10 protein-coding genes are annotated in these 13,592 nt (G+C 64.3%); 4 read left to right on the top strand and 6 right to left on the bottom strand.

Annotated elements, in window-relative coordinates; translation table 11 throughout:
• Nucleotides 1–36: 36 nt before the first annotated feature.
• From HY019_RS19915 to HY019_RS19905, 3 genes are all read right to left on the bottom strand, one after another.
• Nucleotides 37–1,485, bottom strand: coding sequence for a sodium:solute symporter family protein (locus HY019_RS19915; RefSeq protein WP_290695547.1), 1,449 nt, complete (start codon nt 1,483–1,485; stop codon nt 37–39).
• 170 nt (nt 1,486–1,655) lie between these two features.
• Complete coding sequence (ubiB, locus tag HY019_RS19910) at nt 1,656–3,218, bottom strand: ubiquinone biosynthesis regulatory protein kinase UbiB (RefSeq protein ID WP_290695545.1); 1,563 nt, start codon at nt 3,216–3,218, stop codon at nt 1,656–1,658.
• A 20-nt stretch (nt 3,219–3,238) separates the two neighbouring features.
• Nucleotides 3,239–3,823, bottom strand: coding sequence for a hypothetical protein (locus HY019_RS19905; RefSeq protein ID WP_290695543.1), 585 nt, complete (start codon nt 3,821–3,823; stop codon nt 3,239–3,241).
• Nucleotides 3,824–4,038: 215 nt separating this feature from the next.
• Here HY019_RS19905 and HY019_RS19900 point away from each other — a divergent pair, with 215 nt between their 5' ends.
• From HY019_RS19900 to HY019_RS19885, 4 genes are read left to right on the top strand one after another with little or no spacing between them, the layout of a single operon-like run.
• Nucleotides 4,039–5,433, top strand: a complete 1,395-nt coding sequence (locus HY019_RS19900; protein ID WP_290695541.1) for an undecaprenyl-phosphate glucose phosphotransferase — start codon at nt 4,039–4,041, stop codon at nt 5,431–5,433.
• Between the two features lie 32 nt (nt 5,434–5,465).
• The gene (locus HY019_RS19895; RefSeq protein ID WP_290695539.1) at nt 5,466–6,701 is read left to right on the top strand and encodes a hypothetical protein; all 1,236 of its coding nucleotides are present in this window, start codon (nt 5,466–5,468) and stop codon (nt 6,699–6,701) included.
• Nucleotides 6,702–6,716: 15 nt separating this feature from the next.
• Nucleotides 6,717–7,748, top strand: a complete 1,032-nt coding sequence (gene galE, locus HY019_RS19890) for a UDP-glucose 4-epimerase GalE (RefSeq protein WP_290695537.1) — start codon at nt 6,717–6,719, stop codon at nt 7,746–7,748.
• 52 nt (nt 7,749–7,800) lie between these two features.
• Complete coding sequence (locus HY019_RS19885; protein WP_290695535.1) at nt 7,801–9,255, top strand: mannose-1-phosphate guanylyltransferase/mannose-6-phosphate isomerase; 1,455 nt, start codon at nt 7,801–7,803, stop codon at nt 9,253–9,255.
• A gap of 841 nt (nt 9,256–10,096) precedes the next feature.
• Here the strand turns inward: HY019_RS19885 and HY019_RS19880 are convergent.
• The 3 genes from HY019_RS19880 to HY019_RS19870 all read right to left on the bottom strand — a co-directional run bounded on the left by HY019_RS19880 (nt 10,097) and on the right by HY019_RS19870 (nt 13,591).
• Nucleotides 10,097–10,834, bottom strand: coding sequence for an HAD-IA family hydrolase (locus HY019_RS19880; RefSeq protein ID WP_290695534.1), 738 nt, complete (start codon nt 10,832–10,834; stop codon nt 10,097–10,099).
• Entirely contained in the window at nt 10,810–11,517 is a 708-nt protein-coding gene (ubiG, locus tag HY019_RS19875; RefSeq protein ID WP_290695532.1) for a bifunctional 2-polyprenyl-6-hydroxyphenol methylase/3-demethylubiquinol 3-O-methyltransferase UbiG, read from the bottom strand. Before ubiG ends, HY019_RS19880 begins: the two co-directional genes overlap by 25 nt.
• 109 nt (nt 11,518–11,626) lie before the next feature.
• On the bottom strand, nt 11,627–13,591 hold the full coding sequence (locus HY019_RS19870) for a sigma-54-dependent Fis family transcriptional regulator (protein WP_290695530.1): 1,965 nt from the start codon (nt 13,589–13,591) through the stop codon (nt 11,627–11,629).
• Nucleotide 13,592: the final 1 nt, after the last annotated feature.

The following is a 13,592-nucleotide window of genomic DNA, read 5'->3' as shown; positions in this document are numbered from 1 at the left end:
CAAGTCCTGCCCCATGAACACGGGTTGGCGGCGATTTCAGGCCATGTGGGCTTCGCGGGCGCGGTGGTCGGGAACCACCTGCGGCAGCAGGGAGCCCAGCACCATGCCGGCCAGCGCGGCGATCAGGCCGGCCAACTGCCCCGGGAACAACTCGCCCCAGGCGCTGTTGGCCAGGAACAATGCCCACACACCAATGCCCCCCGCGATGGACAGGATGGCGCCTTGTGTGGTGGCGCGGCCCCAGTACAGGCCAAACGTCAGTGGCACGAAGGCGCCCACCAGGGTGACCTGGTAAGCCGAGGACACCAGGTCATAAATGGCCGTGCCCTGCATCTTGATGGCGTAGGTCAGCACCAGCGCCGTGAAGACCAGGATGGTGATCCGCAGCGACAGCAGCACCTGGCGGTCGCTCATGCCGGGATGGATGTTCTTGAGGATGTTCTCGACAAAGCTGGTCGAGGGCGCCAGCAGGGTGGCCGACGACGTCGACTTGATGGCCGACACCAGGGCGCCGAAGAAGAAGATCTGGGCGATCAGCGGCATCTTGGTCAGGATCAGGGTGGGCAGCACCTTCTGCGGGTCATTGGCCAGCAGCTCCTTGGTCTCGGCCGGCATGATGATCAGCGACGAGGCCACGATGAACATGGGCACGAAGGCAAAGGCCAGGTAGCTGAAGCCACCGATCATGGCGCCATTGCGGGCCGTCTGGCTGTCTTTGGCCGACATCACGCGCTGGAACACGTCCTGCTGCGGGATCGAGCCCAGCATCATGGTCACGGCCGTGCCGATGAAGAAGATCCAGCCCTTGGGCGTGGCTTCCGGCAGGATCTTGAACCACTCGTTGGCCTTGGCCATGTCCAGCACCTTGTCGGCGCCACCGGCCTGGTGGCCGGCCATCACGGCGATCAGGGACAGGCCCACGACCAGCACGATCATCTGGATGAAGTCCGTCCAGGCCACGGCCAGCATGCCGCCGATCAGCACGTAGACCAGCACCAGCGAGGTCCCGATGATCATGCCGGTGGCCGGTGCAATGGCCCCACCCGACAGCACCGAGAACACCAGGCCCAGGGCCGTGATCTGCGCGGCCACCCAGCCCAGGTAGCTCAGGATGATGGCGATGGAGCAGAAAATTTCAACGCCTTCGCCAAAACGGTGGCGGTAGAAGTCACCGATGGTGAGCAAGCTCATCTTGTACAGGCGCGAGGCGAAGAAGGCGCCCACCAGCACCAGGCACATCGAGGCGCCAAACGGGTCTTCCACCACGGCGTTCAGCCCGCCTTGCACGAACTTGGCAGGGATGCCCATCACCGTTTCGGCGCCGAACCAGGTGGCAAACGTCGTGGTGATCACCATGGCCAGCGGCAGGCTGCGGCCGGCGATGGCGAAGTCCGTGGTGCTCTTGATGCGGGTGCCAGCGTAGATGCCGATGCCCATCGTGCCGACGAGATACAGGATCACAAACGCAAGCAAGGTGGTGTTCATGTCAGCAGTCTTTTCGCTCGGGGTTGTCGCCAATGGGGCGAGACAGGGCGGAACGGGATGATTGGGGACGATTTGGGCGCGGGGCGCAGTTTAGTGCCTGCCAGGCAGGCCGCGGGCCCTGGCGGCGTCACCACGCTGCACCCCCCTCAGCCTGGGGGGCCCCCGGCCTGTCAGAACCAGCCCAGGGCGTGCATCCGTGCCACGAATTGCGCGGCCACCAGGCCCATCACGAAGCCGAAGCCCACCCACAGGATGGCCGACAGCGTGCGGTTGGTGCGGCGCTGCTCCAGCAGGATGGCTTGCAGGTCGCGGCGCAGGCCCGCGTCGCCTTGCTGCAAGTTGCGGTGCACCAGGCGGGGCAACTCGGGCAGCAATTTGGCGTAGCGGGGTGCCTCGCGCTTGAAGCGCTCGAACAGGCCACGGATGCCGACTTGCTCGTGCATCCAGCGTTCCAGGAAGGGCTTGGCCGTGCTCCACAGGTCCAGATCGGGGTCGAGCTCGCGGCCCAGGCCCTCCACGTTCAGCAGCGTCTTTTGCAGCAGCACCAGCTGGGGCTGGATCTCGACGTTGAAGCGCCGCGAGATCTGGAACAGGCGCAACAGCACCTGGCCCAGCGAGATTTCCTTGATCGGCCGGTCGAAGTAGGGCTCGCACACCGTGCGCACCGCGCCTTCGAGTTCGTCGATGCGGGTATTGGCCGGCACCCAGCCGCTTTCGATGTGCAGCTCGGCCACGCGCTTGTAGTCGCGGTGGAAGAAGGCCACGAAGTTCTGCGCCAGGTAGTCCTTGTCGACCTCGGTGAGCGTGCCGATGATGCCGAAGTCCAGCGCGATGTAGCGCCCGAATGTCACCGGGTCCAGGCTGACCTGGATGTTGCCCGGGTGCATGTCGGCGTGGAAGAAGCCGTCGCGGAAGACCTGGGTGAAGAAGATGGTGACCCCATCGCGCGCCAGCTTCTTGATGTCCACGCCGGCTTCGCGCAGGCGCTGCATCTGGCTGATGGGCACGCCCTTCATGCGCTCCATCACCATGACGGTGGGCGTGCAGTAGTCCCAGATCATCTCGGGCACCAGCACCAGGTCCAGCCCCTGCATGTTGCGGCGCAGTTGCGCGGCGTTGGCGGCCTCGCGCACCAGGTCCAGCTCATCGTGCAGGTGTTTGTCGAACTCGGCGACCACCTCACGAGGCTTGAGGCGGCGGCCATCGGCCCAGATGCGCTCGACCCAGCCGGCCAGCGTGCGCATCAAGGCCAGGTCATCGTCGATGACGTTGAGCATGCCCGGGCGCAGCACCTTGACCGCCACTTCGCGGCCATCGTGTAGCACGGCGAAGTGCACCTGCGCCACCGACGCACTGGCGATCGGGTCGGCGTCGAACTGCTTGAACACCGCGGCGATCGGGCGGCCCAGGGCTTTTTCAACCAGCTTGATCGACTCGTCGCTGGGGAAAGGCGGGACGCGGTCTTGCAGTTTGGCCAGCTCGTCGGCCACGTCGGCGGGCAGCAGGTCGCGCCGGGTGGACAGCATCTGCCCGAATTTGACAAAGATGGGCCCCAGGCGCTCCAGGGCCATGCGCAGCCGCTGGCCGCGTGGTGCGTTCAGCCTGCGGCCAAAGGACAGCACGCGCGCCAGTGCACTGAGGCCAGGCCGGCGCAGGCTGTCCAGGAACAGCCCGTCCAGGCCATAGCGCAGGGCGATCAGGCCAATGAAGGCAGGGCGAAACAGCGCGCGCATTGGCTAGCGGTCAGCCGACATCAACGCGGGCTGCCCGGGCGGGTGCCGGACTGCGGGCGCCAGCGCTGCAGGCTTTGCTTGATGCTCTCGCCGACGGTGCGCAGCATTTCGGCCGGTGCCGTGCCCATCCAGCGGGCGATGTCGTCCTGGATGTCCCAGCGCAGGTTTTTCATCATCCAGGAGGCCACTTCTGCCAGAGCCGCGTCGCCTTCGATGGCCACCTCGGGGCGCTCGCCCTTCAAAGCCTGCCGCGCCATGGTGAGCGGGTCAGCCAGTCGGACGGTGAGGGTCAATCCGTTAGGAGTTGTGACAGTCGTGTCCGTGTTTTCCGGCGAATTGGGGGTGTCGACGGCCTCGAACAGGCCCGCAGGCGTGATCACGAAGCGCCAGGGCGAAGGCTGGCCGCCACCGGCCGGCAGCACGCGCGCCAGGAAGCCGGGCAGCGAGGGGCTGAAGGACGAATCCCAGCGTATATCGATCGTGCGGCCTGCGTGCGCCTGCAGCTTGGCGGTGGCCACGGGTTCGCTCGACACGATGTGGTTGAGCAGCAGGGTCAGTCGCGGCAGGGCGAACTGACCGATCCAGGAAAGCGGGTGAGGTGCCATCCCGCGATTGTAGGGGCCCCCCGACAACCCTTAGGAACTCTTGTCCCACAGGGCGAGTCCGAGTCTGGCTGTCACAGTTTTTGGTCCACAATGTCTGGCCGGCCTTTTGCTTGAGGCTCTTTCGTTCGTCACGAGATCATCTGTCACGACCTTTGCGCCCCTGCGGCGAAAAGGTCGTGGTGTTTTCCGGGGCTTGGGGTGAGCCCCTGGTGTACATGTTCAATAACCGCAACTACAACCGCACGTTTTTCAACGCTCCGCAATCGGTGACATCGTTCGTGGCGGCTTTCCTTGAGCCGTCCATCACCGTGGCATCCCTGCTGGGCGCACTCGCTTATTTCGATGAGCCGGTGATGCGTGCGTCCATGGCACTGTGCCTTCTGGTGTTTGCGCTGACCTTTCCAGGCCGCAACCGCTTCACCGATTCGCGCCTGGAAGCGGGTGTCGACATCGTCAGCTCCTGGGTGTCCATGTTGGCCATCCTCTGGTTGTGCGGGTACGCCACCAACAGCCTGCAGTTTTTCGACTTCAATGTGATGCTGGCCTGGGCGGTGCTCACCCCCCTCTACCAGTGGGTGGCTGTGCTGATCGGCAAGGTCATCATCAAGCACCGGGTCTCGCAACCCAATGCCAAGCGCCGCGCCATCGTGGTGGGCGCCGGCCCCCTGGGCGGCAAGGTCGCGCGCGCCCTGCAGAGCAACCCGGACCAGAGCACCGAGTTCATTGGCTACTTCGACGACCGCACCGACAGCCGCGTGCTGCCCGAGGCCGTGAGCATGCGCCTGGGCGGCCTGCGTGACGTGGCCAACTACGTCTATGCGCATGGCGTGCAGGAGGTCTACATCACCTTGCCGCTGGGTTCGCAGCCCCGTATCGTCGAGTTGCTGGAGGCGGTGCAGGGCACCACGGCCTCGCTGTACTTCGTGCCGGATGTGTTCGGCATCAGCATCATCCAGGGCCGCCTGCAAGACATGAACGGCGTACCGGTGGTGGGCATCTGCGAAACCCCGTTCACGGGCACCAACGAGCTGGTCAAGCGCCTGTCGGACATCGCGCTGGCCAGCATCATCCTGGTGTTGATCTCGCCCATCCTGCTGGCGCTGGCCATTGGCGTGAAGCTGAGCTCGCCCGGGCCGGTGATCTTCAAGCAGCGCCGCAACGGCCTGGACGGCGAAGAGATCATCGTCTACAAGTTTCGCTCCATGCGTTCGCTGGACAACGGCACGGTGGTCAAGCAGGCCACCAAGGGCGACCCACGCATCACGCCGTTTGGCGCCTTCATCCGCAAGACCTCGCTGGATGAACTACCCCAGTTCATCAACGTGTTGCAAGGCCGCATGAGCATTGTCGGGCCGCGTCCGCATGCGGTGGCCCACAACGAGGAATACCGCCGCCTGATCAAGGCCTACATGGTGCGCCACAAGGTGCGCCCCGGCATCACCGGCTGGGCCCAGGTCAATGGCCTGCGCGGCGAGACAGAAACCATCGAGAAGATGCAGGCGCGGGTCGAGTACGACCTGGAATACCTGCGCAACTGGTCATTGGGCCTGGATCTGCAGATCATCATCCGCACGATCCGCCTGGTGATTTTTGACCGTAACGCATATTGAGAGGAGCTGAGGTGCACGCTAAACGATCCATCATGTCCTTGCGGCCCGTTGCGGCAGCTGTGTTGAGCCTGGGTGTGCTCGCTTCTGGCCATGCGGTGGCTGGTGAGGACACCACACCTTTGTCTCTTACTGTTTCTCACCAGATCATGAGGGACAGTAATTTTTCGAAGAACGAAAGTGGGCAGAGTGAAACGGTTAACACAACCAGCGCACAGCTGGGTTTGAACAAGGCCTATGGCAGGCAGAATTACAGCTTGAACGCGCGTGTCGACGCCAATCGATATGCCAACAATGACCAGTTGAACAATGACGGCAAGAACGTCACGGCAGAGCTGAGTTCCGAAGTGCTTTCGAATTGGATTGTGCGCGTCAATGGTATATATGATGAAAATTTGAACCAGATTCAAAACAACGATGCTGGCAGTCGACTGGTCAAGAATTTGAGAAAGTACCGTGATGGGGGGCTTACCGTTCAGTATGGGAATGGTGGTACCTGGGCCCTCGTGGGATCATATGATGCGAATAATGTCAGCTACGAAGCGCAGCCCTTGAATGATGCCAAGCAGCACACCAATGGGCTGAAGTTGGTGTACTACAGTTCGGATGTGTTGAACTTCGGTCTTGGCGGGCGGCGCGTATCTACCAACTACGTGAATCGGGCAGATTTGGTTCAGACCGACAAGAACATTGACTTTTCAGTGAATTGGCGTGCAACCGGGTTGAGCAATTTGTCTGCTGTACTGACCCGTCGGTCTACAGACTACAGCGACGCGCAGTACGCGTCGTCGACGGGGTGGGGCGGTCAGTTGGGGTGGGACTACACACCTGGAGGGCTGATGTCTTATGGCCTGAATATGTCGCGCTCAATTGGGTCGGATCGTCAAAATACAAATTATGTCTTTGCGTCGACGCCGATTGTCAGCCTTGCGGATACCATCGCCACAACGGCGACTGCAGACGCCCGTTTGCAGGCCACAGCAAAATTGCTTTTTACTACGTCCTATACATTGACGCAGTACAAGCAGGATAATTCTTATACAGGCTTGGATAACTCGCTGAAGAGTTCAAGCTTGGGGCGTAGTTTCTCGGTGGGTGGGTCTTATCAGGTGCTCCGATCGTTGAAGGGTGCGTGCTCTTACACAAAATACAGTCAAACCAAGCAAGAGTCTAGGAATCTATTCGGCGATCCGTACCTGATTCGGCCTCAATACGATGGTCATGCATTCTCGTGTAATGCCAACTTCACGATTGACTCATTCAATTTCTAAATGGACGAGTAAGCTGTGGCCTGCATCCTGTTGACCGGCGCGACCGGCTATATCGGCTCCCACACCTGGCTGGCCCTGCAAGACGCCGGCTTTGATGTCGTTGGTGTGGACAGCCTGGTCAACAGCTCCATCCGCGTGCTGGATCGCCTGGAAACCATCGGCGGCCGCAAGCCGGTGTTCATCCAGGGCGATGTGCGTGACCAGGTCGTGATGGACCGGTGCTTCGAGGTGGGTCAGGCTCAGTTCGGTGGCATCCAGGCGGTGGTGCACTTCGCGGCCCTCAAGGCCGTGGGCGAATCGGTCGAGCGGCCACTGGACTATTTCGAGAACAACCTGGGTGGTTTGCTGGCGGTGTGCCAGGCCATGAAGCGCCACGGGGTGTTCAAGCTCGTGTTCAGTTCATCGGCCACGGTGTACGGCAAGCCCGAGCGCCTGCCCATCACCGAAGACGCGCCCCTGCGCGTGACCAACCCCTATGGCCAGACCAAGCTGCTGGGCGAGGAAATGCTGCGTGAGCTGGAGCGCTGCGATGCCAACTGGCACGTGGCCTACCTGCGCTATTTCAACCCGGTGGGCGCGCATCACAGTGGGCTCATCGGCGAAGACCCGCGTGGCGTGCCCAACAACCTGATGCCTTACGTCGCGCAGGTGGCCATCGGCAAACGTCAGCACCTCAATGTGTTCGGCAACGACTACAACACGCCCGATGGCACGGGCGTGCGTGACTACATCCACGTGTGTGATCTGGCCGAAGGCCATGTGGCCGCACTGCGCTACCTGGCCGACAAGGGCCAGTCGCTGACGGTCAACCTGGGCACAGGGCAGGGCTACAGCGTGGTGGAGCTGGCGCAGGCTTACGGCAAGGCCGCCGACCGCGAGATCCCGCTGGTGTTCGCGCCCCGCCGGCCGGGCGATGTGGACGCCTGTTATGCGGACCCCCGTCACGCATTTGAAACGATGGGCTGGAAAGCGAGCCGAGGTCTGGAGCAGATGTGCGTAGACTCGTGGCGCTGGCAGTCCACCAACCCCAACGGATTTGAAGGTTGAGCCAGGGGGCGCCGCCCCTTGATCCGCTCGCCAATTTAGTGATGGTTTGACTATGAAATACGCTTTGCTTCCCGTGATCATGGCCGGTGGTTCCGGCACCCGCCTGTGGCCGCTGTCGCGTGCGCTGTACCCCAAGCAGTTCCTGGTGCTGCAAGGCAACCAGAGCCTGTTCCAGCAGGCGCACCTGCGTTTGCAGGCCCTGGGTGCGGATGACATCGAGGTCAGCAAGCCCTGCGTGGTGGGCAACGAGGAGCACCGCTTCCTGGTGCTGGACCAGCTGCGCGAGTTGAAGGGTGAGCCTTCTTCGCTGCTGCTGGAGCCCGTGGGCCGCAACACCGCGCCCGCCGTGACCCTGGCTGCCTTGCAGGCCACGGCCGATGGCGCCGACCCCATCCTGGTGGTCACACCCGCTGACCAGACCGTCACCAATGAAGCGGCCTACACTGCAGCACTGCAGACCGCCGTGCGTGCCGCGGCCAATGGCGACATCGTCATCCTGGGCATCACGCCGGATCGCCCCGAAACCGGCTTTGGTTATATCCGCACGGGTGCCACCGACGCCAATGGCGCACGCGCCGTGGCCGCTTTCGTCGAGAAGCCCAACCTGGAAACGGCCAAGTCCTATGTGGCCGATGGCGGCTATTTCTGGAACAGCGGCATGTTCGTGATGAAGGCATCACGCTGGCTCGCAGCGCTGGAGCACTTCCGTCCCGACATCGCCAAGGCCACGCGCGAGTCCTTCGCGGTGCGCACAACCGACGCGCAGTTCGTGCGTCCGGGCAAGGCCGAGTTCGCCACCGTGCCGTCCGAGTCGGTGGACTATGCCGTGATGGAGCAGTGCCCGTCGCACCCCGAGAGTGGTTTCGTGGTGCGCATGGTGCCGCTGGATGCGGGCTGGTCTGACCTGGGGGCCTGGGATGCCGTGTGGCAGGTCAGCGAGCACGACGAGAAGGGCAATGCCTCGCAAGGCGACGCGCTGTTCCAGAACAGCAGCAATACCCTGGTGCATGCCACGAGCCGCCTGGTGGCCGCTGTGGGCCTGGACAACGTGGTTGTGGTGGAAACGCCGGATGCCGTGCTGGTGGCCGACCGCAACAGCAGCCAGGACGTCAAGAAGATCGTGTCGACGCTGGACAGCAAGTCCCGCACGGAAGGCACGCTGCACCGTCGTGTGCACCGCCCCTGGGGCTGGTATGACTCGATCGACTCGGGCCCGCGCTTTCAGGTCAAGCGCATCATGGTCAAGCCCAAGGCATCATTGAGCCTGCAGATGCACCACCACCGCGCCGAGCATTGGATCGTGGTGAGCGGCACGGCCGAGGTCACCAATGGCGACAAGGTGCTGATGCTGTCAGAGAACCAGTCCACCTACATCCCTCTGGGCACGGTGCACCGCCTGGTCAACCCGGGCACGATCCCGCTGGAGATCATCGAGGTGCAGTCGGGCAGCTACCTGGGTGAAGATGACATCGTGCGCTTCCAGGACAACTATGGGCGTTCGGCCTGATTGCTCGGTTTTTTTGCAGATTTGGTTCTGCGTGAATGAAGAAGCCACCGTTTGATGCGGTGGCTTTTTCATGTGTGGGTTGAGGCGCTTTGTCGGGGGGCGCGGGGCGGCCAAAGGCTGAGTTGGCGTGCGGCTGGGCTTCATGTTGACGGTCCTGCCTGCGGCAGGACTGCCCTGTGCTGCTCGTGCCAAGGTGGCGCTGGCGAACTCGCTACAGGGCTTGCAGCCCCTGCGCTCGAACAACGCCAGCGAGTCAGATCACGAAGCGCACTGCGTGCGCCCACCTTGCCACTGCGCTGCTCGGCGTCACCAAGGCGCCCCACCGCACACCACCTCAGCCTTTGGCCGCCCCGCTTGCGCGTCGCCACGGCTGCGGGTGGGCGCAATGGGCGAAGCGGCGCGCGGTGAGTGCATGTGCATGTGCGAGGGGTGGCGGTATCAACAAAGCCTGATTCGTCGATTAGTCAGGACCGGAGCCTGGGCATGCCACGAGCGAGGCGGAAAAGGGCTGAGTCGGCATCTGGCTGGGCGCCTTGTTGGCGCCGAGAAGCACAGCAAGGAAGTGGGCACGCGCAGCGTGCTTCGTACTCAAACTCGCCGGGGTTGTTCGAGCGTAAGGGCCGTGGGCCCTGCAGCGAGTTCCCCGGCGCCACTTCCTTGCGCGCATCGCAGGGCAGTCCCGCTTGCAAAGCGGGACCGTCAACATGAAGCCTGGACGGATGCTGGCTCAGCCCCCGCCTCGCGCTCCCTCGACAAAGCGCGCCTTCTCACGCACGAGACACGCACGCGCGAAACCAGCATCAGGCACCGTTGACGACGATGCCCCCACCAGCCATCAACCTCAAGCAGGCAAGTGCGCCAGCAAATCCAGCGGTTGCGCCACGATCACGTCAGCGCCCCACTCACTGATGTCACCGTTGTGCCCGATATAACCCCATTGCGCCGCCGCACTGGGCATCGCAGCCGCCTGCGCCACCTGGATGTCACGCAGGTCATCACCCACATACAGCACCGACGCGGGCGGCACGCCCATCTCTTCACATGCTGTGAGCAAGGGCAGTGGGTGCGGCTTGGCATGGGCGGTGCTGTCGCCGCTGATGATGACCGCGGCGTCTTCGCGCAGGCCCAGGCCCTCCATCACCGGCAAGGTGAAGCGGTGGGGTTTGTTGGTGACGATGCCCCACTTCAAACCGCGCGCGCTCAACTCGTAAAGCAGCTCGCTCATGCCATCGAACAGGACCGTGGTGTCGGCCAGGCAGCGCATGTAGGCGTCGAGAAACGCCAGTCGCAGCGGTTCGAATTCAGGATCGCCGGGGTGGATGTCCAGCCCCACGCCAATGAGGCCCCGGGCACCTGCCGAGGCATAAGGGCGCAGCACGTCCAGCGGCAGCGGATCGAGCCCGCGGGCCACGCGCAACTGGTTCAGCGCACCACCCAGATCGCCCGCGGTATCGGCCAGGGTGCCGTCCAGATCGAACAGCACCGCGGTGGGCGGGCAGGCCCAGCGGATCGCGTTGAGCTTGAAGGAAGCCGACAGGCTCGTGCCGCCGCCCATCACGAGGCCAGGGGCTTGCGGCAAGCCACCAGGTAGTTCACGCTGGTGTCGCCCGACAGCCAGTAGCGGCGGGTGATCGGGTTGTATTCCATGCCCTTGAACTGAACCAGGTCCAGGCCGGCTTCGCGGATCCAGCGGGCCAGCTCGGCCGGGCGGATGAAGCGTGCGAACTCGTGCGTGCCCTTGGGCAGCAGCTTGAGCATGTACTCTGCACCCACGATGGCAAACAGGAAGGCCTTGGGGTTGCGGTTGATGGTGGAGAAGAACACCCAGCCGCCCGGCTTGGCCATGTCAAAGCAGGCCTGCACGATGGACGAGGGGTCGGGCACGTGTTCCAGCATCTCCATGCAGGTGATCACATCGAAGTGGCCGGGTTGCTCGGCGGCCAGGGCCTCGGCGGCCACACTGCGGTAGTCGATGTTGGCGACGCCGGCTTCCATGGCGTGCAGCTGGGCAACCTTCAGCGGTTTGTCGGCCAGGTCCACACCCAGCACATTGGCGCTTTTGCGGGCCATGGATTCAGCCAGGATGCCGCCGCCGCAGCCCACGTCCACCACGTTCTTGCCCTTGATGGCGGCCAACTGGTCGATCCAGTCCAGGCGCAGGGGGTTGATCTCGTGCAGGGGGCGGAATTCGCTTTCCGGGTCCCACCACTTGTGGGCCAGATCGCTGAATTTGGCGAGTTCTTGGGGGTCGGCGTTCGTCATGCCCGAGATGCTACCCAAATGCGGGCCGGGATCACGCCTGTGCGGGGAATTCTTCGCCGTTTTTTGATCCTGACCAGGGGCTGACGCACCGTGATGCTGCCCGTGGCCTTCAGGCGCCCGCTTGTTTGAGGCGGCGGTAGAGCGTGTTGCGGCTGATGCCCAGGCGGCGGGCCGCTTCGGACATGTTGCCCTGGGTGGCGTCGATGACCTGCTGGATGGCCTGATCGGACAGGCGGCGCAGGTTGGCTTCAGCGACCGGGGTGGCAAGCATGGGTGAGCCGGGCAGGGGGGATGTGGCGCTCGCAGGCTCCCTGGCTGCCCTCAGATCCTGGGCCATGTCCTCGGGCAGGTGGTGCCAGTCCAGGGTGTGTTCGTCCGGGTCCAGCAAGGCGCAGACGGTGCGCAGCAGGCTGTGCAACTGGCGCAGGTTGCCGGGCCATGGGTAGCGGCTCATGGCGGCCATGAGGCCGGGGTGGATGGCCTGCACAGGCGCGCGTTTCATGTCGGACGCGAGCTGATCCAGCATGCCCAGCACCACGCCTTCGAAGTCCTGGCGCTCGCGCAGGGCGGGCAGGGTGACGGTCAGGCCGTTGAGGCGGTAGTACAGGTCTTCGCGGAAGGTTCCGGCGGCGATGGCCTCGCGCAGCTTGTGGTGCGTGGCGCAGACCAGCACGAAGTCAACCGGCTGGGGCTTGCTGCCGCCCAGGGGCATGACCACCTTGTCCTGCAGCACGCGCAGCAGGCGAGCTTGCAGGGCCAAGGGCATGTCGCCGATTTCATCGAGGAAGAGCGTGCCGCCGTCGGCCTCGCGGATGCGGCCGGGCGAGCCTTCACGGCGCGCGCCGGTGAAGGCGCCGCCCACGTAGCCGAACAGTTCGGCTTCGATCAGGGTTTCGGGCAGGGCCGCGCAGTTGACGGCCACAAAGGGCTTGTGGGCGCGCTCGCCTTCGGCATGCAGGGCTCGCGCGAACACTTCCTTGCCGCTGCCCGATTCGCCCTGCACCAGCACGGCGATGCCCTGGGCCTGCACGCGACGGGCGCGGATCAGGGCCTCTTGCAGGCGCGGGTCTTGTTCAGGGGCACGGGCCGGCGCGGTGGAGGTGGGCGGCGTGGCAGACGTGCGCCGCACCGCGCTGCCCGACAGGTTCAGCACCGGGCGCTGGCGCGGGTCCATGCGGCCAAACAAGGGGCGGTCACCAGGTGTGTGCAGGCGCATGACCTTGCCCGGCGGCATCAGCCGGCTCTGGATGCCGGTCAACTGGTCCAGCGTACCGGCGCCGATGCGGGATTCGTCCAGACCCAGCCACTGCTGGGCCAAGGCGTTGGCGCCCACCACCCAGCCGTCGTCGGACAGGGCAATCAGGCCTTCGCCCACAGCACCCAGGCCTTCGGCGAGGTGGTGCAGGCGCAGGATCTGGTCGCGGCTGTGGCGGGCGTGGAAGAGCCGGTCTTCGATCATGCGGGCCGCCGAGCGCACCAGCGCAAAGGTGTGAGGGTGGTGGGCGCGCTGGTCGCCCGAGATATCGAGCACGCCTTGCAGCCGGCCCGCCGAGGTCAGCACGGGGGCGGCCGAGCAGGTGAGGAAGCTGTTGCGCTCCAGATAGTGCTCGGCACCGTGGATGACGACGGGCCGCTGGTCGGCCAGGGCGGTGCCGATGGCGTTGGTGCCGCGGTCGGCCTCATGCCAGAGGGCGCCGGGGCGCAGCGAGACGCGGTCGGCGCGGCTCATGAAGTCGGTGTCGCCCAGGCTGTGCAGCAGCAGGCCGCGCGAATCGGACAGCACCACGAGGTTGCCGCTGCCGCGCATCTGGTCAAAGACGAACTCCATCACCGGGCGTGCGTGCGCCAGGAAGTCGTGCTGCCTGTCCAGGGCGATGCGCAGATCGGGCGCGCTGCAGACGGGTTGCTCGGTGGCCAGGTCGATGGGGCTGAGACCGGCGTGGTGGCTGCGCTGCCAGGAGCGGCTCAAGGCCTCGTCCACCATGCCCTGGGGGACTTCGCCGTGCTCCAGCATCCAGCGCCGGGCTTGCTGAAGCTCGGTGGCGGATTGGTGGTGCACGAGGCGTTGGGGCATG

The organism is Aquabacterium sp. (assembly GCF_016195855.1).
In the GTDB taxonomy this organism is placed as follows: Bacteria; Pseudomonadota; Gammaproteobacteria; order Burkholderiales; family Burkholderiaceae_C; genus Aquabacterium.
The sequence above is the reverse complement of the archived record's forward strand: the minus strand, read 5'-3'. Positions and strand labels throughout refer to the sequence as shown.